Origin of the sequence: Xanthomonas sp. LMG 12461, assembly GCF_009192935.1 — a bacterium.
GTDB classification, from domain to species: Bacteria; Pseudomonadota; Gammaproteobacteria; order Xanthomonadales; family Xanthomonadaceae; genus Xanthomonas_A; species Xanthomonas_A sontii.
This window is the reverse complement of sequence record NZ_NQYT01000055.1, coordinates 15,477-38,128: the sequence shown is the minus strand read 5'-3', so window position 1 is coordinate 38,128 and position 22,652 is coordinate 15,477. Positions and strand designations below refer to the sequence as shown.

General features: G+C 68.5%; 22 protein-coding genes. 16 read left to right on the top strand and 6 right to left on the bottom strand.

Translation table 11 applies throughout. The annotated features are described in order from the left end of the window. Positions 1–145 precede the first annotated feature (145 nt). The gene (locus CEK68_RS14375; protein ID WP_226977892.1) at positions 146–1,249 is read right to left on the bottom strand and encodes an alpha/beta hydrolase; all 1,104 of its coding nucleotides are present in this window, start codon (positions 1,247–1,249) and stop codon (positions 146–148) included. 260 nt (positions 1,250–1,509) lie between these two features. Here CEK68_RS14375 and CEK68_RS14370 point away from each other — a divergent pair, with 260 nt between their 5' ends. The 9 genes from CEK68_RS14370 to CEK68_RS14330 all read left to right on the top strand — a co-directional run bounded on the left by CEK68_RS14370 (position 1,510) and on the right by CEK68_RS14330 (position 9,999). Next, positions 1,510–2,328: a 2-keto-4-pentenoate hydratase gene (locus tag CEK68_RS14370; RefSeq protein WP_226977891.1), complete on the top strand. Its 819-nt coding sequence runs from the start codon at positions 1,510–1,512 to the stop codon at positions 2,326–2,328. Positions 2,329–2,363: 35 nt separating this feature from the next. Next, complete coding sequence (locus tag CEK68_RS14365; RefSeq protein WP_017914540.1) at positions 2,364–3,365, top strand: TRAP transporter substrate-binding protein; 1,002 nt, start codon at positions 2,364–2,366, stop codon at positions 3,363–3,365. Between the two features lie 10 nt (positions 3,366–3,375). After that, positions 3,376–3,894, top strand: coding sequence for a TRAP transporter small permease (locus tag CEK68_RS14360; RefSeq protein WP_191091443.1), 519 nt, complete (start codon positions 3,376–3,378; stop codon positions 3,892–3,894). A 2-nt stretch (positions 3,895–3,896) separates the two neighbouring features. After that, complete coding sequence (locus CEK68_RS14355; RefSeq protein WP_152239777.1) at positions 3,897–5,180, top strand: TRAP transporter large permease; 1,284 nt, start codon at positions 3,897–3,899, stop codon at positions 5,178–5,180. A 188-nt stretch (positions 5,181–5,368) separates the two neighbouring features. Further along, positions 5,369–6,427 (top strand): LacI family DNA-binding transcriptional regulator, encoded by a 1,059-nt coding sequence (locus CEK68_RS14350; RefSeq protein WP_017907811.1) that lies wholly within the window; start codon positions 5,369–5,371, stop codon positions 6,425–6,427. Positions 6,428–7,017: 590 nt separating this feature from the next. Continuing rightward, positions 7,018–7,407, top strand: coding sequence for a VOC family protein (locus CEK68_RS14345; protein ID WP_152239776.1), 390 nt, complete (start codon positions 7,018–7,020; stop codon positions 7,405–7,407). A gap of 157 nt (positions 7,408–7,564) precedes the next feature. Further along, complete coding sequence (gene kduI / locus CEK68_RS14340; RefSeq protein ID WP_152239775.1) at positions 7,565–8,419, top strand: 5-dehydro-4-deoxy-D-glucuronate isomerase; 855 nt, start codon at positions 7,565–7,567, stop codon at positions 8,417–8,419. A gap of 61 nt (positions 8,420–8,480) precedes the next feature. After that, a complete protein-coding gene (gene kduD, locus CEK68_RS14335) occupies positions 8,481–9,236 on the top strand; it encodes a 2-dehydro-3-deoxy-D-gluconate 5-dehydrogenase KduD (RefSeq protein WP_010343054.1) in 756 nt (251 codons plus the stop codon). Between the two features lie 106 nt (positions 9,237–9,342). Next, the gene (locus CEK68_RS14330) at positions 9,343–9,999 is read left to right on the top strand and encodes an RpiB/LacA/LacB family sugar-phosphate isomerase (RefSeq protein ID WP_026144165.1); all 657 of its coding nucleotides are present in this window, start codon (positions 9,343–9,345) and stop codon (positions 9,997–9,999) included. Positions 10,000–10,078: 79 nt separating this feature from the next. On the opposite strand, the gene CEK68_RS14325 is transcribed toward CEK68_RS14330, so the two are convergent. Next, positions 10,079–10,630, bottom strand: a complete 552-nt coding sequence (locus tag CEK68_RS14325) for a hypothetical protein (RefSeq protein WP_226977890.1) — start codon at positions 10,628–10,630, stop codon at positions 10,079–10,081. A gap of 391 nt (positions 10,631–11,021) precedes the next feature. Between CEK68_RS14325 and CEK68_RS14320 the strand changes: the two genes are divergently transcribed. From CEK68_RS14320 to CEK68_RS14310, 3 genes are read left to right on the top strand one after another with little or no spacing between them, the layout of a single operon-like run. After that, positions 11,022–11,816, top strand: a complete 795-nt coding sequence (locus CEK68_RS14320; RefSeq protein ID WP_226977889.1) for a CsgG/HfaB family protein — start codon at positions 11,022–11,024, stop codon at positions 11,814–11,816. Between the two features lie 20 nt (positions 11,817–11,836). Continuing rightward, a complete protein-coding gene (locus CEK68_RS14315; RefSeq protein WP_017914534.1) occupies positions 11,837–12,208 on the top strand; it encodes a DUF4810 domain-containing protein in 372 nt (123 codons plus the stop codon). After that, positions 12,205–12,864: a DUF799 domain-containing protein gene (locus CEK68_RS14310; protein ID WP_167522045.1), complete on the top strand. Its 660-nt coding sequence runs from the start codon at positions 12,205–12,207 to the stop codon at positions 12,862–12,864. The genes CEK68_RS14315 and CEK68_RS14310 overlap by 4 nt, the downstream gene beginning before the upstream one ends. 55 nt (positions 12,865–12,919) lie before the next feature. On the opposite strand, the gene phhA is transcribed toward CEK68_RS14310, so the two are convergent. After that, on the bottom strand, positions 12,920–13,810 hold the full coding sequence (gene phhA, locus CEK68_RS14305) for a phenylalanine 4-monooxygenase (protein ID WP_152239774.1): 891 nt from the start codon (positions 13,808–13,810) through the stop codon (positions 12,920–12,922). A 127-nt stretch (positions 13,811–13,937) separates the two neighbouring features. On the opposite strand from phhA, the gene CEK68_RS14300 reads away from it, so the two are divergent. From CEK68_RS14300 to CEK68_RS14285, 4 genes are all read left to right on the top strand, one after another. After that, positions 13,938–14,417 (top strand): Lrp/AsnC family transcriptional regulator, encoded by a 480-nt coding sequence (locus CEK68_RS14300; RefSeq protein ID WP_152239773.1) that lies wholly within the window; start codon positions 13,938–13,940, stop codon positions 14,415–14,417. A gap of 232 nt (positions 14,418–14,649) precedes the next feature. Continuing rightward, the gene (locus CEK68_RS14295) at positions 14,650–16,851 is read left to right on the top strand and encodes a TonB-dependent siderophore receptor (protein WP_152239772.1); all 2,202 of its coding nucleotides are present in this window, start codon (positions 14,650–14,652) and stop codon (positions 16,849–16,851) included. Between the two features lie 132 nt (positions 16,852–16,983). Further along, complete coding sequence (locus tag CEK68_RS14290) at positions 16,984–17,853, top strand: hypothetical protein (protein ID WP_152239771.1); 870 nt, start codon at positions 16,984–16,986, stop codon at positions 17,851–17,853. A 33-nt stretch (positions 17,854–17,886) separates the two neighbouring features. Next, on the top strand, positions 17,887–19,218 hold the full coding sequence (locus CEK68_RS14285) for an XVIPCD domain-containing protein (protein ID WP_226977888.1): 1,332 nt from the start codon (positions 17,887–17,889) through the stop codon (positions 19,216–19,218). Positions 19,219–19,388: 170 nt separating this feature from the next. On the opposite strand, the gene CEK68_RS14280 is transcribed toward CEK68_RS14285, so the two are convergent. The 3 genes from CEK68_RS14280 to CEK68_RS14270 form a co-directional block, all read right to left on the bottom strand. After that, positions 19,389–20,423, bottom strand: a complete 1,035-nt coding sequence (locus CEK68_RS14280) for a patatin-like phospholipase family protein (RefSeq protein WP_152239770.1) — start codon at positions 20,421–20,423, stop codon at positions 19,389–19,391. A 205-nt stretch (positions 20,424–20,628) separates the two neighbouring features. Then, on the bottom strand, positions 20,629–21,648 hold the full coding sequence (locus CEK68_RS14275) for a TIGR00266 family protein (protein WP_152239769.1): 1,020 nt from the start codon (positions 21,646–21,648) through the stop codon (positions 20,629–20,631). Between the two features lie 106 nt (positions 21,649–21,754). Then, positions 21,755–22,591: a phosphatase PAP2 family protein gene (locus CEK68_RS14270; RefSeq protein WP_152239768.1), complete on the bottom strand. Its 837-nt coding sequence runs from the start codon at positions 22,589–22,591 to the stop codon at positions 21,755–21,757. Positions 22,592–22,652: the final 61 nt, after the last annotated feature.

Genomic DNA, 22,652 nt, shown 5'->3' with positions numbered 1-22,652 from the left:
CGTGGACGGTGTCCTGGCTAGGCGATCGGGGACGCGAGAGGTGTGGCGGCGTGGCTGTGTTTGCGACGGCCGGCGGTCCGGCGGCGTGCGTGGGACGGGCGAGGCGGGCGCCGCCGCGTGGTGGAGAGACCGTTCATGGGCAGGCTCACGGCGTGCCCGCCGGTGGCGGAATCGGCGCGCGGGCGCGGGGATCGTCCTGCACGCTGCGCATCCAGCCCAGCGCCAGCTGCGGCCATGCCGCCAGCGGCAGGCCGGCGATGCCGCGGGTGCCGAAGCCATGGCCGCCGTGCGCGAACAGGTGCAGCTCGGCCGGCACCCCGGCCTGGCGCAGCGCCTGGTAGAACAGCAGGCTGTTCTCCTCCGGCACTACCGAATCGTCCTGCGCGTGCACCAGGAAGGTCGGCGGCATGCCGGCATGCACCCGGTTCTGCAGCGAGTAGGCGGCCATGGTTGCCGCGTCCGGATGGCGGCCCAGCAGCCGCAGCCGCGAGCCGGTGTGCGCCGCGGTGCCGCTACCCATGTCGATGACCGGGTACAGCAGCAACAGGAAATCCGGCCGCGCGCTGACCCGGTCGATCGCATCGCGCGCCGGATACACCACTTCGTCGTAGCGGGTGCCGAGGCTGGCGGCGACGTGGCCGCCGGCGGAGAAGCCGATCGCGCCGATGCGCTGCGGATCCACCCCGTAGTCGGCGGCATGCGCGCGGATCAGGCGCAGCGCGCGCTGCGCATCGGCCAGCGGCTGGTCGCGCGCGGCGGCGCCGTCGACCGCTGCGTCGGGAAGCCGGTAACGCAGCACGAACAGGGTGATGCCGGCCTGTTCGGCGAAGATCGACACCAATGCCGTGCCTTCCTTGTCCAGCACCACGCGTGCATAGCCGCCGCCGGGCGCCACCAGCAGCGCGCTGCCGTTCGGGTGCTTCGGCCGGTACACCACCATGTAGGGCTGGTAACGGCCGCTGAGCGCGCGATCGGGCAGGGCCGGGTCGTCGCTGCGCTCGACCAGATGCGCTTGCTCGGAGCCGGCCGTCGACCCCGGTGCCGGACCGGGCCACAGCGGCAGCCGAGCCGCCACCTCGGCGGCGCTCTCGCTGGCCGGCCGCTCGGCCGCTGCCGCCGGGCCGAGGGCGCCCAGCAACAGGCACAGCGCCGCCAGCAGGGCGATGCCGGAGCGGGGCCGGCGCCTGCCGCAGGATGGGGACAGTGGTTCGGCGGGACGTACGCGGGTGGCGAGGAGTCGGGCCGACATCATCGAGATCTCGTCGTGGATGGAAGAAACCCGCGGCGCGTGGCCCAGGGCACGATGGCCCAAGTGTGCGCGCCGCCTGCGCCAACGCATGGCGCTGTATCGCTGTTGCTGTTGCTGTTGCTGTTGCCGATTCCCGATTCCCGGCCTTTTGCCGCACCGCACATTGCCAATGACACCGGTTTACCATATACAACGGCGCAACGCGCTGTCGATGCGCGGCGCAGCAATTCCGATCCCCCACATTCCTTGCGGAGATGCCCTTGAGCCTTCCTTCCGGCCCGTCGCAGACGCCACCGCCCGCGTTGGCCGACATCGCGGCCCGCTTCGTCCAGGCCCGTCGCCAGGGCCGCTCGTTGCCCGATTTCCCCGGTGTCATCCCCGACGATCTGGAGACCGCCTACCGCGTGCAGGACCTGGCGATCGCGCAATGGCCGGACCGCGTGGTCGGCTGGAAGGTCGGCTACATCGCCCCCGAGCGTCGCGACCACTCCGGGGACGAGCGCCTGCTGGGCCCGATCTTCGCGGCTGCGCTGTGGAATGCTACCGGTGGAACAACGGACATCCCGGTGTTCGAGGGCGGCTTCGGCGCGGTCGAGGCCGAGTACGTGCTGCGCCTGGACGCGGACGTGCCGGCCGACCAGTTGCACTGGACTCCACAGCAGGCCGCGCAGGTGCCGGCGACGCTGTTCGTCGGCGTCGAGGTGGCGAGCAGCCCGCTGGCCACGATCAACCAGCTGGGGCCGCGCGTGGTGATCTCCGATTTCGGCAACAACAACGGCCTGCTGCTGGGGCCGCAGGTGCCGGACTGGACCGCGCTGGACGAGACCGCGCTGCGCGCCGAGACCTGGATCGAGGGCCAGTGCGTGGGCACCGGCGGCGCCACGCTGTTGCCGGGCGGCCTGCGTGCGGCGTTCGCGTTCGCGCTGGCGCGCTCGGCCAGGCGCGGCCGGCCGCTGCGCCGCGGCGAGCTGATCGCCACCGGCAACGCCACCGGCATCCACGACATCGCCATCGGCCAGCAGGCGACGATCCGCTTCGACGGCTACGGCGAACTTCACTGCAGGGCGGTCGCGGCCTAGGCTGGCGACGGCAATGACGCGCGGGAGGGCGCAGCATGATCACTCGTAGACGATTCCTGGGCGCGGGCCTGACCGCGGCGGCCGCGGCCGGCGTGCCGCTGGGTGCGCTGGCGCAGGCCGGCGGTAGCGGTACGCGCCTGCTCACCGCCACCGACGTGCACGTGGCCGACTATCCCACCGTGGAGGCGGTACGCTGGTTCGGGCAGATCCTGGAGCAGAAGACCGGCGGCCGTCTGCGCCTGCGCGAGTATCACTCCGGCCAGCTCGGTCGCGAGGCGGAGGCGATCGACATGGCGCGCTTCGGCGCCATCGACATCACCCGCGTGTATTCCGGCGCGCTGAACAACGCCTTCCCGCTGACCCAGGCGCTGTGCCTGCCGTACGTGTTCGACTCGGTGGCGCACCTGCGCCGCGCGATCGATGGCCACGTCGGCGACAGCATCCTGCGCAGCTTCGAACAGCGCGATCTGGTCGGGCTGGCGATCTACGACTCCGGCGCGCGCTGCTTCTACAACACCAAGCATCCGCTGCGGCAGCCCAAGGACCTGCACGGGCTCAAGCTGCGCGTGGCGAACTCGGACATCTTCCTCAAGCTGATGCGCATGCTCGGCGCCAACCCCACGCCGATGTCGCTGGGCGAGACCTTCTCGGCGATGGAAACGCACATGATCGACGGCGCCGAGAACAACATGCGCAGCTTCCAGTCCAGCCGCCACTTCGAGGCCGCCCACTACTGGTCGCAGAGCGATCACTCGTACGCGCCGGACGTGCTGGTGATGTCCCGGCGCAGCTTCGAGACGCTGACGCCGGACCAACGCGCGCTGGTGCTGGAGACGGCGCGGCAGTCGGTGACGGTGATGCGCCGGCTGTGGGATGCCTCCGAGGCGCAGGCGCGGCAGCAGGTGATCGACTACGGCGTGGCCATCAACGAGGTGGACATGCCGGCCTTCCGCAAGGCCGCCGCGCCGCTGCTGGCCGAGTACCGGCAGCAGCCGGAGATCGAAGCCCTCTACCGCCGCATTCGCGATTTCGCCTGAGCCCATGCCGATGACCGACCACGCCCCCGCCCTCCCGGTGCCGCCGCTGCAGCGGCTGCTGGACCGGATCGCCAACCTCGCCATCGGCACCGCCGCCGCCGCCCTGCTCGGGCTGGTGGTGGTGCAGGGCTGGCAGGTGTTCACCCGCTACGTGCTCAACGACTCGCCGAGCTGGACCGAGCCGGTGACGCTGCTGCTGCTGAGCACGGCGATGAGCCTGGGTGCCGCCGCCGGCGTGCACACCCGCCGCCACTTCGGCTTCTTCCTGCTGGCCGAGACGCTGCACGCCAGCCTGCGCCGCGTCATCGACCTGGTGCGCCCGCTGCTGGTGGCCGCCATCGGTGCGGTGATCGCGTGGTGGGGCGCGGTGCTGCTGCTGGACGGGCTGGACATCAAGATGGCCGGCGCGCAGATGCCGCAGAGCATCAACTACCTGCCGCTGTCGATCGGCGGCGCGCTGATGAGCGTGTTCGCGCTGTACCAGGCCTGGCGGGTGTTGCGCCCGGGCGCCACCATGGGGAGGAACTGAGCATGGCCATCGCCATCCTGTTGGGATTGTTCGTGGTGCTGCTGCTGATCGGCGTGCCGGTGGCGTATGCGCTGGGCACGGCGGCGCTGGCCACGCTGCTGTATCTGGACCTGCCGGCGGTGGTGCTGGTGCAGCAGATCTCCGCCGGCAGCGGCTCGGCGTCGCTGATCGCGATCCCGTTGTTCATCTTCGCCGGCGAACTGATGCTGCGCGGTGGCATCTCCGATCGCCTGATCGCGCTGGCGTCCTCGCTGGTCGGGCGCATGCGTGGCGGCCTGGGCCAGGTCAGCGTGCTGTCCTCGCTGTTCTTCGGCGGCGTGTCCGGCTCGGCCATCGCCGACGTCTCGGCGGTCGGCGGCACCATGATTCCGCAGATGATCAACCGCGGCTACGACCGCGACTACGCGGTCAACGTGAGCATGACCGCGGCGCTGGTCGCGCTGCTGGTGCCGCCCTCGCACAACCTGATCCTGTTCTCGGCCGCGGCCGGTGGCGGCCTGTCGATCGCCGACCTGTTCGCCGCCGGCATCGTCCCGGCGCTGCTGATGACCGCGGCGATGATGCTCACCGGCTACGCGGTGGCGCGCTCGCGCGGCTACGGCACCGAGGCGTTCCCGGGCTGGCGCGCGGTGGCGCTGCGTCTGGTCGGCGCGCTGCCGGGCCTGGGCCTGGTCGCGCTGATCTTCGTCGGCATCCGCGCCGGCATCTTCACCGCGGTGGAGAGCGCGGCGATCGCGGTGGTGTACGCGCTGCTGGTCACCGCGCTGCTGTACCGGCAGCTGCGCTGGGCCGAGTTCTTCGGCGCGGTGACGCATGCCGCGCGCACCACCGGGGTGATCCTGTTCGTGATCGCCACCGCGGCGGTGTTCGGCTGGCTGCTGGCCTACCTGCAGGTGCCGGCGGCGGCGGTGCACTTCCTGCAGTCCATCGCCAACAGCCAGCACACGGTGCTGCTGATGATCGTGGTGATGCTGCTGCTGCTGGGCATGTTCATGGACCTGGCGCCGAAGATCCTGATCTGCACGCCGATCTTCCTGCCGGTAGCCAAGGCCTACGGCATCGACCCGATCCATTTCGGCCTGGTGATGGTGCTGGCCGGCGGCATCGGCCTGATCACCCCGCCGGTGGGCTCGGTGCTGTTCATCGGTACCTCGATCGGACAGATCACCGTGGCCCAGAGCATGCGCACCATCTGGCCGTTCTGGCTGGCGGCGCTGTGCGTGCTGCTGATCGTGGCGTTCTTCCCGGAGCTGTCGCTGTGGCTGCCGCGCGCGCTGCGCGCCTGAGCCGGCCCGGCGGCGCCGGCTCGCGCCAGGCGGGTGACCGCGGGCCGTTCGCGCCGATCGCCGCTGCCTGTCTTGGCAGCGCCGCGGCCGGTCACCGGGGCGGTGCGCCTACACCGCTTCCGTGACCGTGCGCTGGAGCGAACATGACACCCAGTAGAATCCCCTTTCTTTCGCCCGGTTTTCCGTCCATGGCGCCGAACAAGCCCCGTTCCGTCGATGCTCCCGCTTCCGCCCACGGCAAGGCCGCGACGATCAACGACATCGCGCGCCTGTCCGGGGTGTCGAAGAAGACCGTGTCGCGGATCATCAACAACTCGCCGCTGGTGCGCAAAGACACCCGCGAGAAGGTCGAGGCGCTGATGCGCGAGGTCGGCTATGCGCCGGACCCGCTGGCGCGCGGGCTGGCGTTCCGTCGCTCGTTCCTGATCGGCATGGTCTACGACAACCCCACCGCGCAATACATCGTGGACATGCAGTACGGCGCGCTGGACGCACTGCGCGGCTCCAGCTTCGAACTGGTGGTGCATCCCTGCGACAGCCGCAGTCCCGGCTACATCGAGGGCGTGCGCCGCTTCGTGCAGCAGCAGAAGCTGCACGGGGTGATCCTGGTGCCGCGCGCCTCCGAGGACCAGGCGCTGGCGGACATGCTCGCCGGCATCGGCGTGCGCTACACCCGCATCGCCTCGCTGCCGCTGGACGACACCTCGCAGATGGTGGTCACCCACGACCGCGACGGCGCCGCCGAGGCCGCCGACTACCTGCTGTCGCTGGGCCACCGCGACATCGCCCTGATCACCGGCCCCAGCGCCTACCGCTCCGCGCACGAGCGCACCGCCGGCTTCATCGACGCGCTGACCCGGCGCGGCATCGAACTGCCGCCGGCGCGCATCGTCGAAGCCGGCTACACCTTCGAATCGGGCGTGGCCGCGGCGGAAAAGCTGTTGCTGGGCAAGCAGCGGCCCAGCGCGATCTTCACCGGCAACGACGAAATGGCCGCCGGCGTGTACAAGGTCGCGCTGCGCGCCAACATCAACATCCCGCGCCAGCTGTCGATCATCGGCTACGACGACAGCCCGCTGGCCTCGCGGCTGTGGCCATCGCTGACCTCGGTGCGCCGGCACACCCGCGACACCGGCCGCACCGCGGCGGCGATGCTGATCCAGCCCGAGGGCACGCCGTCGCTGGCGGTGGCCAGCGTGCGCCCGCACCTGATCGTGCGCGACTCCTGCCAGCCGCCGGAAGACTGAGCGCGGCAGCGCGCCGCAGCACGCGGTGGCAGACGGAGGCTTGCGGCCTGCCAGGCGCTCGCGACGACACGGCGAGATGCGTGATTCGCGCCCCGGCAGTTCGCCTGGCTCCGCATCACGCGCATCCGCCGCTGCGGGAGCGGCGTCAGCGACCTGCACTGCGGGTGTCAGGCGCTGTGTGGGGAGTTGACGGTCATGCAGACGCGACAAGCGAAGCCGAAAGCCGACTGACACCCTCCGTCGTCGGGACTGAAGTCCCTCCCACAGGGAGGCCCAGCGCATTCCTGTGGGAGCGGCTTCCGCGACGCGCACGAACGGAAATGCCGTGGCGAACGATTTCCAGGAGGCCGGGAGCCGTTCCCAGGCAGCAGTGAAGCGCCCGCTGACCGCGGGGCGTGCGCGTTTCAACGCCATCCATGCGTCGCACCCACATGTCGGCCAGGGCACGTGTCACCTCACCGCCTCCCGACTCGCCGCAAACGGTCTACACTGCCGCCGACCGTGCGGACACCGCTCCGCCCATCGAAGGCCCGTTCCGTTCCGGCACCGCCCGGGCGGACCGCGCGGCCTTCCTGCGAGGAGCCTTCGCCATGTCGTCCCCCATCCCCGCCCCCGTCGCGGTCCGTTTCGGCCGCCTGGCGCCGACCGTGCCCGTCGCCGATGTCGCCCGCGCCGTCGCCTTCTACACCGAGCGCCTGGGCTTCCGCAGCGTGTTCCAGAACGGCAATCCGGTCGGTTTCGTGATCCTGAAGAAGGACGACGCCGAACTGCACCTGACCCTGCGTCCCGACCACCGCGGCAGCACCAGCAACGTCGCCCACCTGATCGTCGACGCCGCCGCGGCCCTGTACGACGGCCTGCAGGCGCAGGGCGTGCGCATCATCAAGGCGATCCGCGATGCCGACTTCGGCCTGCGCTGCTTCGTCTTCGCCGACCCCGACGGCAACCGCATCGACGTCGGCCAACAGCTCCCGCGGTGAGACCCGCGCCGCCTGGGCGGCGCCGCTTGCCAATCCCGAATCCCGACTCCCCAATCCCGGCCCTTCGTGCACTGCGGAATGACACCGGTTTACCAGACCCGCTAGACTGTCCTCCGTGGCGGGCTGACACATGCCGTCGCCTGCCTTGGAGCGCCCCATGTCCCTGTACTGCAAGACCCACTACGCGACCCATCCCGACGCGATCAAGGGCGCCAGCAACGACCAGCTGCGCGACCTGTACCTGCTCGATGGCCTGTTCGTCGACGACGCGGTGACCCTGAAGTACACCCACTACGAGCGCTTCGTGCTCGGCGGCGCCGCCCCGCGCACGCGGGCGCTGACGCTGCCGGCGCAGACCGAACCGGCCTCGGCCGCGGGACACCCGTTCCTGGAGCGGCGCGAGCTGGGCGTGATCAACGTCGGCGCCGGCAGCGGCACCGTCACCGTCGACGGCACCGCGTATCCGCTGGGCCCGAAGGACGGCCTGTACGTGGCGATGGGCAGCGCCGAGGTGGTGTTCGCCTCCGACGACGCGGCCAACCCGGCGCAGTTCTATCTGGCCTCCACGCCGGCGCACGCGCGCTTCGCCACCAAGCGCCTGTCGATCGCCGACGCGGTGGCGCTGGACCGCGGCGCGCTGGAGACCAGCAACGAACGCACCATCTACCAGTACATCGTTCCGGCCACCTGCCAGTCCTCGCAGCTGCTGCTGGGCCTGACCGTGCTCAAGCCGGGCAGCGTCTGGAACACCATGCCGCCGCACCTGCACGACCGCCGCAGCGAGGTCTATTTCTACTTCGACCTCGGCGCCAACGACCGCGTCTACCACTTCATGGGCGAGCCGGACGCGCAGCGCCACATCGTGGTGCAGAACAACGAGGCCGTGGTGTCGCCGCCGTGGTCGATCCACATGGGCGCCGGCACCGCCAACTACGCCTTCATCTGGGCGATGGGCGGCGAGAACCTCGACTACACCGACATGCACGTGCTGGACATCTGCCAGCTCAAGTAGGCCGCCGTCGCGCGCGCCGCTCCCATTCCCGTCGTCCGCATTCCCTCAAGGAGTCCACGCAATGACCCACCCGTTCAGTCTCGAAGGCAAGGTCGCCCTGGTCACCGGCGCCAACACCGGCCTCGGCCAAGGCATCGCCGTGGCGCTGGCGCAGGCCGGCGCCGACATCGCCGCCGCCGGCATCGCTGCGCCCACCGAGACCGAGGCCAAGGTCACCGCGCTGGGCCGGCGCTTCGTCGCCATCGAGGCCAACCTGATCAGCATCGAGCCGGTGCAGCGCATCCTCGACGAGACCCTGGCCGGGCTCGGCCGTCTCGACATCCTGGTCAACAACGCCGGGCTGATCCGCCGTGCCGACGCGGTGGACTTCAGCGAGCAGGACTGGGACGACGTCATGAACGTCAACATCAAGTCCGCGTTCTTCATGTGCCAGGCCGCCGGCCGCCACTTCATCGCCCAGGGCAGCGGCAAGATCATCAACATCGCCTCGATGCTGTCGTTCCAGGGCGGCATCCGCGTGCCCTCGTATACCGCCAGCAAGTCCGGCATCGCCGGCATCACCCGTCTGCTGGCCAACGAGTGGGGCGCCAAGGGCGTCAACATCAACGCCATCGCCCCGGGCTACATGGCCACCGACAACACCGCGCAGCTGCGCGCCGACGCCGCACGCAACCAGGCGATCCTGGACCGCATCCCGGCCGGCCGCTGGGGCGTACCGGAGGACCTGGGCGGCACCGCGGTGTTCCTGGCCAGCAGCGCCTCGGACTACGTCAACGGCACCGTGATCCCGGTCGACGGCGGCTGGCTCGCCCGCTAACCGCCTCTCCTTCTCCCTCCGGGAGAAGGTGCCCGAAGGGCGGATGAGGGTGCGACCACCGCCGAATTATCCCAATCAACCAAATCCCCCCCACCAAAGGACCCCCATGAAAATCGCCCTAATGAACGAGTTCAGCCAGGCCGCCAAGAACCCGGTGATCCTGCAGCAGCTCAACGATGTCGCCGCCGCGCAGGGCCACAGCGTGTTCAACGTCGGCATGGACGGCGACGCCGACCACCGCCTGACCTACATCCACCTGGGCATCTGCGCCGGCCTGCTGCTCAATGCCGGCGCGGTGGACTTCGTGGTCGCCGGCTGCGGCACCGGGCAGGGCGCGATGATGTCGCTCAACGCGCACCCGGGCGTGTTCTGCGGCTACTGCATCGAGCCGACCGACGCCTACCTGTTCGCCCAGGTCAACAACGGCAACGCGCTGGCGCTGGCCTTCGCCAAGGGCTACGGCTGGGGCGCGGAGATCAACGTGCGCTACATCTTCGAGAAGGCCTTCAGCGGCGAGCGCGGCATGGGCTACCCGGCCGAGCGCCGCGAATCGCAGCAGGCCAACGCCGGCATCCTGACCCAGGTCAAGCAGGCCCTGGCCAAGTCCTACCTGGACGGCCTGCGCGCGCTGGATCCGGAACTGGTCAAGCAGGCCGTGGGCGGCCCGCGCTTCCAGCAGTGCTTCTTCGACAACGCCAAGGACGCCGACCTGCGCGCCTTCGTCGCCGGCGTGCTGGGCAAGGCCGACGCCGCCGCGGCCTGAGGTCGCGCCCGCCCAGGCGGGTGTGTCCGGTAGCGTGTTCGCCAAACGCCCCGCATCTGCGGGGCGTTGGCATGCGAACTTACTGCACCAGCAGCAGGCCTTCCGCCAGCGGATAGTTCCGCTCCGGGCAGGCAATATGCATGCTGTCCACCACGTAGAACGTCTGGCCCAGCTTCTGCTCGGTGTGCACGAGGTAGGTCAGCGTGCCGCGCGGCGCGTACAGCTTGGCGAGGATGCCGTGGCCGACCAGCAAGCGCTTCAGGTCCTTGGCGAAGTTGTTGGCGATGGAGTTGGTTTGGCTCTGCGCGCCGACCTGGCAGGCCATCAGCACGATCTCCTCGAACGACTCCTTGCCCAGTCCCTTGGCCAGCAGTTGCTGCAGGAATGCCTCCGGTGCAAGCCCGGCGAAGACGTTGACGTTGCCGTGCGAATTGATCACCAAGCGCTTGCCGCGCGTCTTGTTGCTGGGCGATAGCGAGGCCGCGTCGAGCAGGGTCAGCGCATGCGATTGGTTTTCGCCGAAGTGGGATTGCAAGGCTTTCAGCTTGGCGCCGCGCTGATCCGCCTGATCGCCGTCCAGGCCGACATAAATGAGCATGAGGATTCTCCCGACGCACAGGGCCGCCAACATGCGTTGGGCGGGAGCATCCGGAAATCCGGGGTGGCCGCGTCGTGGCGCACCGATCTCGCTCGCTGCGCAGCGTAGGGTCGCCGTCGGTGGCCCGGGATCGGCGCATTGCCGATTCTCCTCTGTGGATTGGCCGATCTCTGGCGCGATGCAGTGTGCCGCAGCGCGATGGCGCAGCATCTAGGTCCGGCGACCGAGCAACACGACCCGTGCACGCCCGCATTGCGACGGCCCCGCAAAAATTTCTAAAGTTCCACCTAGCGCCGCCGATACACATCACCTAGCTAGGTCCCGCTGCGTTGCGGGACGACATGGATTTTTCTTTCCCTGCCCTGCGCAGGATGGTCATGGAGCGACATCGATCTTCCGCTGTGCCTATTTCCTACTCTCGCCGATGGTCTGGATCGCGTCGTACGCGTGCGGTCGTGCATGCCTGCCGCATGCAGCGACGCTGGGCAAGGATAGGGCCGCCGGCGAATGGTTTTTTCGTAGCTGTATCAACAAGGGGCAATCGATGAAGAACAGTGTGATCAAGGGGGCCATGGGGTTGACGCTTGCGTTGGGCTTGGCGGCCTGCGCGACCGAAACCCATCAGAGCGTCAAACCGCAGACAGTTTCGGCGGCCAGCGTGCCTTACGCCGGCGCACGCGCGCCGATCGCGGTGGGCAAGTTCGACAACCGCTCCTCCTTCATGCGCGGCCTGTTTTCCGATGGTGCAGATCGCCTGGGCAGCCAGGCCAAGACCATCCTGATCACCCATCTGCAGCAGACCAATCGTTTCCGTGTGCTGGATCGCGACAACATGGGCGAGATCAAGCAGGAAGCGCAGATCAAGGGCCAGGCGCAGCAACTCAAGGGCGCCGACTACGTCGTCACAGGCGACGTGACCGAGTTCGGCCGCAAGGAGACCGGCGATACGCAGCTGTTCGGCATTCTCGGCCGTGGCAAGCAGCAGCAGGCCTATGCCAAGGTCAGCCTGAACGTGGTCGATAGCGCGACGTCCGAAGTGGTGTATTCGGTGCAGGGCGGCGGCGAGTACACCTTGTCCAACCGCGAGGTCGTCGGCTTCGGCGGGACCTCCAGCTACGACTCCACGCTCAACGGCAAAGTCCTGGATCTGGCGATCCGCGAGGCTGTCAACAATCTCACCGCCGCGATCGACTCCGGCGCCTGGAAGCCGGTCAAGTGACCCGCAACGGACCCTTGCACATGAATACCCTCAATGTCCGCACGCGGTTCTGGCTTGGCGCCTGCGCCATGCTCGCGCTGGTCGGCTGTGCCCACCAGAGCGCCTCGCTCTACCAGTGGGGCAGCTACCAGGATCAGGTCTACAGCCACTTCAAGGGCGGTAGCCCGGAACAGCAGATCCAGGCGCTGGAAAAGGACCTGCAGGTGATGCAGGCCGCCAACCGCAGGCCGCCGCCGGGACTGCAGGCGCATCTGGGCATGCTGTACGCCGAAACCGGCAACGATGCCAAAGCGCAGCAGGAACTCCTCGCCGAGAAGACGCAGTATCCCGAGTCCGGCACCTACATCGATCTGTTGTTGAAGAACGCCAGCAACGCGAGGAGCGCGCAATGAAGAACGTCGCAAGAATGGCCTGCGTGGCCGTGCTCGGTCTGCTGCTGAGCGCCTGCGCGACGCAGCCGATGTCGCGCGACTACAGCGCGTACAAGGCCAGCAAGCCGCGGTCGATCCTGGTCTTGCCGCCGGTCAGCCATGCACCGGACGTCAACGCCAGCCTGAGCGTGCTGTCGGTCACCACGTTGCCGCTGGCCGAAGCGGGCTACTACGTGATGCCGGTGGCGCCGGTCTACGAGACCTTCAAGCAGAACGGCATCACCGTGGCGGATGAAGCACAGGCGGTGTCTCCGGAGAAGTTGCGGGAAATCTTCGGCGCCGACGCCGCGCTGTACATCACCGTGGAAAAGTACGGTGCCGTCTACCAGATCATCAACAGCGTGGTCGTGGTCTCGGCCAACGCCAAGCTGGTGGATCTGCGCACCGGGACGGTGCTGTGGCAGGGCCAGGCACAGGCGTCGAGCGGCGAAAATCAGAACAACGCCGGGGGCGGCCTGGTCGGAATGCTGGTGACGGCTGCGATCAATCAGGTCGTCAACCAGGTCACCGACCAAGGGCATCAGATGGGGAACGTGGCCAGCCAGCGTCTGCTGTCCGCCGGCCACCCTGGCGGCTTGTTGTACGGGCCCTACAACCCGAAGTACGGCACCGACTGACCCGGCGCCCTGCCCCGTCTCCGTCAGGTTTGGCGGAGACGGGTAATGCCGCGATTCACACGTCGCCGCCGTCCGCCCAGCCTTCGCCGCTGCCGGCATGGAATACGCGGTCCTGCGCCTGCACCTGGCCAGCCGACAGATGCGCCTGGTCGGCCAGTGCCGCATAGATCGGGGTGAAATCCGGCGAGGTCGCCTGCATCAGTTGTTCGAAGCTGTCGATGACGAAGTAGGTCTTCTGGTAGGTGTCGATGCGGTAGCGGGTGCGCATGATCCGCTGCAGGTCGAAGCCGATGCGGTTGGGTGCGTCCGACTCCAGCGAGTACAGCGATTCGCCCTTGGACGACACGATGCCGGCGCCGTAGATGCGCAGGCCGTCCGGGGTGTCGGTCAGGCCGAACTCCACCGTGTACCAGTACAGCCGGGTCAGGTTCTGCAGCGCGTCCGGACCGATCGCGTGCGCCTTGACGCCGCCGCGGCCGTAGGCCTGCATGTAGTCGGCGAACAGCGGGTTCATCAGCAGCGGCACGTGGCCGAACAGGTCGTGGAACAGGTCCGGCTCGGCGATGTAGTCGATCTGTTCGGGACGGCGGATCCACCAGGTCACCGGGAAGCGGCGGTTGGCCAGGTGGTCGAAGAAGTCCAGCTCCGGCAGCAACCCTTCCACGCCGACCAGGGTCCAGCCGGTGGTCGCCTGCAGCACCGCGTTGAGCTCGTCGAAGCGCGGGATCGCCTGCGAACTCATGCCCATCGCGTCCTGCGCCTGCAGGAACTCGGCGCAGGCGCGGCCGACCAGCAGCTCGCGCTGGCGCGTGTACAGCGTGCCCCAGGTGGCGTGGTCGTCGGCGCTGTAGCTGTCCCACGGCTGGGTCACCACGGCCGTGGTGTAGACCGGCACGTAGCCCTTGTCGGTCTGCTGGTGTTCGACGCGGCGCGGTGCGGTGTCCATGGTCGACGCTCCGGAAAGGAATAGCCACGATGGTAGGCGCGCGGACGCGCAATGGGCTTGCGAAGTTGCACGGATCGGCGCGCTGCGCGCAAGATTATTGCGTATAAGCCATGTTGCAGAGCAATAAATGACCGGATCGCCGACCTTCGACCGCACCGACCTGCGCCTGCTCGCCCTGCTGCAGCGGGAAGGCCGCGCCAGCAATGCCGAACTGGCCGCGCAGGTGAACCTGTCGCCCTCGGCCTGCCTGCGCCGGGTGCAGCGGCTGGAAGCGGAGGGCGTGGTCGCCGGCTACGCCGCGCGGCTGGTGCCGGCGGCGATCGGCCTGGGCCTACAGGCTTTCGTGCGCGTGCAGCTGGAGAAGCACGGCCAGAGCGGCATCGCCCATTTCGCCGACAGCGTGCAGGGCTGGGATGAGGTGGTCGCCTGCCATGCGCTGACCGGCGACATGGACTACTTGTTGCACGTCTACGTCCGCGATCTGGCTCACTTCTCCGCGTTTCTGCTGGACAAGTTGCTCAATGCCGCCGGCGTCGCCGACGTCAATTCCAGCTTCGTGCTGCGCACGGTCAAGGACTTCGCGGGCCTGCCGCTGCCGCGCGTTTAGCGGCCCATCGCCGATGTGTCGCAGCGTGTCGGTGCGTGGCCACCCTTGTTAAGTTGTTGCTAACGATTTACATTTGCGTTCTGCGACGGCCATCCACGGCCACAGCCCCTCCGCCAGCCCTGCCGGGCCAGCCACGCCGGTTTCCGCCGTGGAGTGCGGCTGCGCCTGTCCTTTTCCTGCCACCCGCGGCGCGACCGTGTCGCCCCGTGCCCAAACTTCGCGAGATCGATTCATGCTTTCCTCCGCTCCACGCCGTCTGCTGTCCCTCGCCGTGCTGTCCGCGCTCTCCGCCGCCTCGGCACCGCTGCTCGCCGCAGAAGCCGAGGCCGCGGCCGACGTGCAGCCGACCACGCTGGACAAGGTCGAGGTCAGCGGCAGCCCGAGCCGTGCGCAGCCGTCCACCACCACCCGCCTGCCGCTGACGCTGCAGGAGACGCCGCAGTCGGTGAGCGTGCTGGGCCAGCAGCGGCTGGAAGAGGAATCGCTGTTCAGCGTCAACGACGTCATGCGCAACGTCACCGGCGTCAACGTGTCCTTCTACGACACCCAGCGCCCGCTGTACTTCGCGCGCGGCTTCCAGATCACCGACTTCCAGGTCGACGGCCTGCCCACCTACAGCGGCTCCACCAACCAGGAATACGACATGGTCTTCTACGACCGCGTCGAGGTGATCCGCGGCGCCAACGGCCTGCTCAGCGGCGCCGGCATTCCCTCGGCCACGGTCAACCTGCTGCGCAAGCGCCCCGGCAAGAGCTTCGATGCGTCGTTCGCGGCCTCGCTCGGCACCTGGGACTTCCGCCGCACCCAGGCCGACGTCACCGCGCCGCTGACCGCCGACGGCCGCTTCCGCAGCCGTTTCGTCGCCGCCTGGCAGGACCGCGGCTACTACTACGACCACTACACCGAGAAGAAGATGTCCGGCATGGCGGTGCTGGAAGGCGACCTGACCGACACCACCACGGTCACCGTCGGCTACCAGCGCCAGGACAACGACCCGGTCGGCTCGACCTGGGGCACGGTGCCGTACTTCTTCGCCGACGGCAGCTTCGCCGACCTGCCGACCTCCACCAACCTGGCGCCGAAGTGGGCGCGCTGGCAGCGCAACACCCACACCACCTTCGCCAACCTGGAACAGCGCTTCGGCGACAACTGGCTGTTGAAGGTCAACCTGGCGCGCACCGAGGGCGAGGTCGAAAACCTGCGCGTCTACGGCAGCGGCTATCCCAGGCGCGACGGCAGCGGCATCTACCTGCGCGCCGCCGCCGGGCAGGCCACCGACACCCGCGACGGCCTGGACGTGTACCTGTCCGGCACGTTCCCCCTGTTCGGCCGCGACCACGACGTGGTGGTCGGCGGCAGCTGGCAGGACCTGCAGTCGACCACGCCGACCCTGGCGCTGCGCTACCCGGGCGACTGGACCACCTGCGGCCGCGAGCGCTGCTACTACATCCCCAACGTCTACGACTGGCACGGCGACGTGGGCCAGATCACCACCACGCGCACCGGCGCGCGGCGCGAGGCACGCACCACCCAGCGCGGCGTGTACGCCTCCACCCGGCTGCGCCTGGTCGAACCGCTGTCACTGATTGCCGGCGCACGCCTGAGTTCCTGGCAGACCCGCACCCAGGCCTTCGCCGCCGACGGCAGCTACACCGGCACCAGCGGCCGCTACCGGGTCAGCGACGAGGTCACGCCCTACGTCGGCCTGGTCTACGACCTCACCCCGGCCATCTCCACCTACGCCAGCTACACCGAGATCTTCAATCCGCAGAACTACAAGGACAAGGACAACAACCTGCTGGCGCCGGTGCAGGGCTCCAACCTGGAAGCGGGCATCAAGGCGCAGCTGGCCGACGGCCGCGCGCTGCTCAGTGCGGCGGTGTTCGAGGCCAGGCAGGACAACTATGCGGTGCGCGACATGACCCAGCCGGAAGCCTCGCTGCCCGACGGCAGCTCGGCCTACATCGGCGTCGACGGCACCAAGAGCCGCGGCTGGGAACTGGAATACAACGGCGAGTTGCGCCCGGGCTGGACGCTCAATGCCGGCTACACCCACGCCAAGGTCACCCGTGCGCCGACCGACGCGATCTACGCCAACCTGCCGGAGGACTATCTGCAGCTGTCCACCCAGGTGCGCCTGCCCGGCGCCTGGCAGCGCCTGAGCCTGGGAGGCGGCGTGAGCTGGCAGAGCGCGGTGCGCGGCTACAACATCCAGCGCCCGCTCGGCGACGGCAGCGCCGCCACGCGGCCGGTCACCGTGGTGCAGGATCCGTACGCGCTGGTGCACTTCAATGCCAACTACCAGCTCAGCACGCAGTGGACCGCGACGCTGGCGGTGACCAATGCATTGAACAAGAAGTACTGGGCCAACCTGGATTATCAGAACTACGGCGAGCCGCGGTTCGTCAGCGTTACGCTGCGCTGGCGGTACTGAGCGACGGCGCATGACAGGCAAGGACGCCCGTCGCGCAGCCCGGCATTGCTGCGATGGTGGTCGCCGTGGCGATGCGTGCCGATGGCCGGCACTGCGCGTCTATACTGCCGCCGCCATCATCGGAGGATGCAGATGCGACCCGCCACGCGCTTGGCCCAGTGCTTGTTGCTTGCCGGCATCCTGCCCCTGGCAGGGTGCGCACAGTCCGGCTCTGCCGACACGCCGGCGGCTACCTCCACCAATGCCCAGGGCTGCGTGAGACAGCGCCAGCTCGGCCCACAGGATCCGTTCAAGACGCCGCCGCCATTGATGGAGGCATGCCTGGGTCCGTACAAGCTACGCATTCCGGCCAACTACTTCGGCGACCAGATGGGGCCGAACTTCGACGACAGTTTCGGCCTGTACCTGGAATACCCGTCGCTGCAGCCGTTCGCACCGGGCGAACGCGCACATCTGAGCCTGGATGTGTCGACGCGGACGGTCGATATCGGGTACCACTATTTGAATGGCGTGGATCCAAATAACGTCCTATACGCGCCGAACTCTACGGATGATGGCGACCCGGCTGAACGTCTTGAGGGTAGAATTCAGGGTAAGGAGATTTATGGCCTGACGCCATACTATGCCGATCTGAAAAAATCCTTCACCTATTATCGCAAAAATGGCTATAACGAGTCGCACTCGGATGAGCCAACAAGCATTTTCAATGTCGCCAGTCAAAAAGACTGGTATGTGGCGCGCGACCACAATGGGCAGATCAGCACGCTGATCAAGTGCACCTCTCATGAAGTGACCGAGTCAGGTGTCGAGTACCGCGATGGGAGACTAGTCCGAAGCAAAGAAGATCCACTTCCGGACTGTACTCATTTGTTTGTCATAAAAGATTTGAGCGCCATGGTGGAAATCCGGTACGTCCGCTTCGCGCTGCCAGATTGGAAAAAGATCGAAGCAGCCGCGCGCGACAATCTGAAGAAGTTCATGGTGCAGAGTCGAGGGCTGTAAGGTGCGATCTATTCGGGATAAGGAGAATCTCTGATGACAGGACTTGATGAAAAGGATATCGAAATCCTCAAATACTATGCCCAAGATGGAAACCGGGAGCTTTATTGGAACTACCTCGCGCACAAGCAGGGCAATGACGGCTATGGCTTGCTTGCGCTTGGCGTAGTTCGCAACGACAACGCGCCAGGTGCCACTGCCAATGCGTTTGCAGATCGCCAGGCGCGGGAAGATGGCGTCCGCATGAGTGAGCGCCAATGGAATGGTTTCGGTGTCGACTTGATGAGGAGTGATTTCGAGCAGCGTGAGCTCTATCAGAAGAAAGCGCATCGCCCCGATCTGGCGCTCAATCTTCCAGTCAAGGACGTTGAAGCCGTCCACGACGCCACCTTCCAGAAGCACCACATCAACCCCAATGGCTGGACGCCGCGCGAACTGCTCGACGCCGCGCGCCGCCATGGTGGCGAGCCCGAGGCGGAGAAGGTCTGGTCGATGATGCTCGACAATTCCGCACTCGGCTTGAGCCGTGCCGGTTTCACCATGAACGACGTGCGCAAGTACGACGACGCGCAGTTGGATGCGATGTCCTACATCGGGCGCATGACCGCTGCGCGGGCGCTCGCGCACGAAGCGCGGCCGATCGCCGATCCGGAGCGGATCGGCGATCGGAGCGTCTACTACGAGCGCGATGCGCGGACCGGCAAATGGACCAACTGGGTCGATGGCGGCGAGCAGACCATCGCCCAGCCGGTGCGCGACCCGCAGCAGCTGCGCGAGCTTGACGATACGCGTGCACTGCGACTGGAGCGCCAGCAGTTACGCGAGCAGTTCCATCCCGAGGATCCGTACCGCCACCAGCCTATCCTGCGCAGCCCGCAGACGCTGGCCGAAGCCGATCCGGTGCGGGTTGGTCCGGCGACCGCGCAGGCCGCGCGCACGTCCGATCCCAGCGAGCCAGGCCATCCGCGTCATGCGCTGTACCAGCAGTGCGCCGCCGGCACCCAGGCGCTGGATCGGCAGTTGGGGCGCAGCCCCGATGCGGACAGCGCCTGCATGGCGGCCAGCGTCACCGACCTGGCCGCACGCAACGGTCTGCAGCGAGTGGATCACGTGCTGTTGAGCGAGCGCGGGCGCACGGCGCAGCCGGGCGAGCTGGTGTTCGTCGTGCAGGGCGATCCGAAGGATCCGGCGCACCTGCGCGCGCACATGTCCACCGAAGAGGCGATCCGCACGCCGGTAGCGCAGTCCTTCGAGCGGCTTGCCGAGTTCGATCGGCAGCAGGCGTTGGTCCAGGCGCAGCAGGTCGCCCTGCATCAGGATGTCCACCAGCAGGACGCGCAGCGGCAGAGTGCGGTGCCGCGGATCTGAGTGACGCGACGCCTGCGGGACCTGTGGTCATGTCCGCAGTGCGCATGCTGGATGCGCCTGCTGTGCGTCCCACGCCAGGCGTCACAGCGGCGCGCGCGGTTCTGCAAACTTGACTGGTGTGCTTACCCTCACCCCCGGCCACCCTCCCGGCGGGAGAGGGGAGCGAATGCTCAGTCTTTCGGCTTGCAGGGATCGTCGCGGCGCAGCAGGCGGCCCAGTCGCGACTGCGGCTCGCACGGCCGCGGCGCCGGTTGCGCGGCCTTTGCCGCCGCGGCTGCGGCGGCCGCGCGCTGCTGCTGCAATTGCGCCAGCTTGGCCTTGATCTGCGGCATCGCTGCCAGCGCGGCCTTTTCGCCTTCCAGGATCGCGGCGTTGCGCTGGGCGAAGTCGGCCGCGCCGATGTCGTTGACCTTGGGCCGGATCACGATGTCGGCGCGGCCCAGTTCCTGCTGGCCCAGGCGCTGGCCCATGATCGCGATCGACTGGTTGACGGTGCCGAGCATGCTGCCCGGGTTCTTGCCGCTGGCCTTGCTGGAGATGTCCACGGCGATGACGAAGTCGGCGCCGAGCTGGCGCGCCGCGTCCACCGGCACCGGGCTGACCACGCCGCCGTCCACGTAATGGAACTTGCCGATGGTCACCGGCTCGAACACGCCGGGGATGCTGCTGGACGCGCGCACCGCCTGGCCGGCATTGCCGCGCACGAACACGGTGCGCTCGCCGTCTTCCAGCCGGGTGGCGACTGCGGCGAACGGCTTGGCCAGCTTCTCGATCGGCTTGCCCTTGAGTTGCGCGTTCACGTAATCCTGCAGCGCCTGGCCCTGCACCAGGCCGCCGGAGAACAGGCGCATGTCGCGGATGCTGCTCTCGTCCAGCGCCACCGCCGCCTGCTGCATCTGGAACGCGTCCATGCCGCTGGCGTACAGCGCGCCGACCACGCTGCCGGCGCTGGTGCCGGACACCACCGTCGGCTCCAGACCATTGGCCTGCAGCATCTTGATCACGCCGATGTGGGCGAAGCCCTTGGCCGCACCGCCGCCCAGGGCGATGCCGATGCGCAGCGGCTGCGCGGCCGGCGTGGGCAGCGGTGCCGGTCCGCTCACCACCGGGGCCGGCGGTGCCGGCTTGGGTTCGCCGCCACAGGCGGCAAGCAGGCCGAACAGGGACAGGGACAGCAGCAGGCGCGGGGAGCGGAACACGGTCATGGATGCGTCGCGGAAGGAAGAAGAAGGGAGGAGCCGGCGCGAGGATAGCCGCATCCTCCTGCACCGCCCACGACTGGAGGTCATGGGGTGGGGTGTGCGCGCGTTTCTGAGGCCTGGGGTTTGTGCGCCTGATGTTGCGAGGCGCTGCGCGCACGTACCCTCACCCCAACCCCTCTCCCGGGGGGAGAGGGGCTAATGCGCCGCTTTAGAAGTTGTTGTCGCCGTCGAGGATGCGGCCGAAGCCGCCCAGCACCGAGCCTTCGCCGCGGTTCTGCCCGCCGCCCTGCGGCGCGGCGGCGAACATGCGTCCGGCCAGGCGCGAGAACGGCAGCGACTGCAGCCAGACCTTGCCGGGTCCGGTGAGGGTGGCCAGGAACATGCCTTCGCCGCCGAAGAACATGCTCTTGATGCCGCTGACCGGGCGCACGTCCATGTCCACCGAGGCGTGGAAGGCGACCACGCAGCCGGTGTCCACGTCCAGCCGCTCGCCGGCCGCCAGCTCGCGCTCGATCACGCAGCCGCCGGCATGCACGAACACCCAGCCGTCGCCCTCGAGCTTCTGCATGATGAAACCTTCGCCGCCGAACAGGCCGGTCATGATCTTGCGCTGGAAATGGATGCCCAGCGACACGCCGCGTGCGCCGGCCAGGAAGCTGTCCTTCTGGCAGATCAGGCGGCCGCCGTGCTGGTCCAGCTTCATCGCCAGCACCGTGCCGGGATAGGGCGCGGCGAAGGCGACCTTGGCCTTGCCCTGGCCCTGGCCCTGGTGGGTGAACACCGTGGTGAACAGGCTCTCGCCGGTGACCAGGCGCTTGCCGGCCGACAGCAGCTTGCCCATCAGCCCGCCCTGGTTGCCGCCGGAACCGTCGCCGAACACGGTGTCCATCTGCACCGCCGCGTCCTTGAACATCAGGGCGCCGGCCTCGGCCACCGCGCTCTCGCCGGGGTCCAGCTCGATCTCCACGAACTGCATTTCGTGGCCGACGATGCGGAAGTCGATCTCGTCGGCGCGGCCGCCTGCGGCCGGCGGCGGCGGCAGGCCCGGCGGCAGGAACGTCGCGCCACCCTGCAGGGCCGCGATCTGCGCCACCGGCAGCCAGCCGTTCTGGCCCTGGCTCCAGGCCAGTGCCGTGGGGTTGTTGCGGGCGAAGGCGACTGCATCGGCATCGTCGAACGGGCCGGAGCGAGTCTGTTCGCTGCCGGTCAGGAAGTACCACTGGGTCATGGGTGCAGGTCCTTGGCGGGAAGTCGCGCGAGTCTAGCCTGCCGTCCCGGACCGTTCGCATCTGCCCAAAGGCAGGGGGCGGTGCAGCCGGTCCGCACGCTGCGCCTTACAACGCGCTGGCCGGCCGCACCTGCAGGACGCCGGCTTCCGCGGCGCAGTCGCCTGCCGGCATCCGCCCGGTCGCGCGGGCGGCGGCGATCTCGCGGCGCGCCGCGGCCAGGTCGGCGCGGAAGGCCACATCGTCGTGCAGCCGCGCCACCGTGGCCGCGCCCATGAAGCGGCCGGCGAGCACGTCGCTCTGCCAGTGCACGTTGCACACCAGCCGGCTCTCGCCGTAGTTGCGGCCGCGCGCGATCAGCGCAGTGGCGCGTTCGGGCGCGATCTCGCTCAGGATCAGCGCCCAGGCCCAGCCGATGGCGCTGTGTCCCGACGGATAGGAGCCGCTCTGGCGCAGGTCGTCGAGATCGCCCGGGGTGCACACCGCCTGCGCGTTGCGCAGGAACGGCCGCGCGCGCTGGTACCGGCGCTTGGCCGCCTTGGTGGCGGCACTGGCGTCGATGCGGCTGCGCTCCAGCAAGGTGTACAGATGCGGGGTGTGCTGCGCATCGATCGCCACGCCCAGCGCGCAGGCGAACTGGCCGGCGCCGTTCGGGAAGCTCAGATCGGCATCGCGTGCGGCCTGCTGCCAGCGCGCGCTGCCGCGCAGGGCCAGCGCCTCGCGGTTGATCGCCAGGTCCAACGCCTCACCCGGCGAGTCGGCCGCCGGCGGCGCCGGCAGCAACTGCAGGCTGTCCGGCACCGCCGCGGCCGGCAGATAGCCCACCGCCTTGGCCGGCGCAGGCGCAGGCGCCGGTGCACGCAGCGCGGGACCGCTGCAGGCGGCCAGGGCGAGCGCCAGCACCACGGCGACGGAACGGACACGACAGGCGGGCGACACGGGCATGCGGACTCGGACAGCGACGGCGGAACGGTCAGTGTACGGTGCGATGCAGGGACGGGTCGCC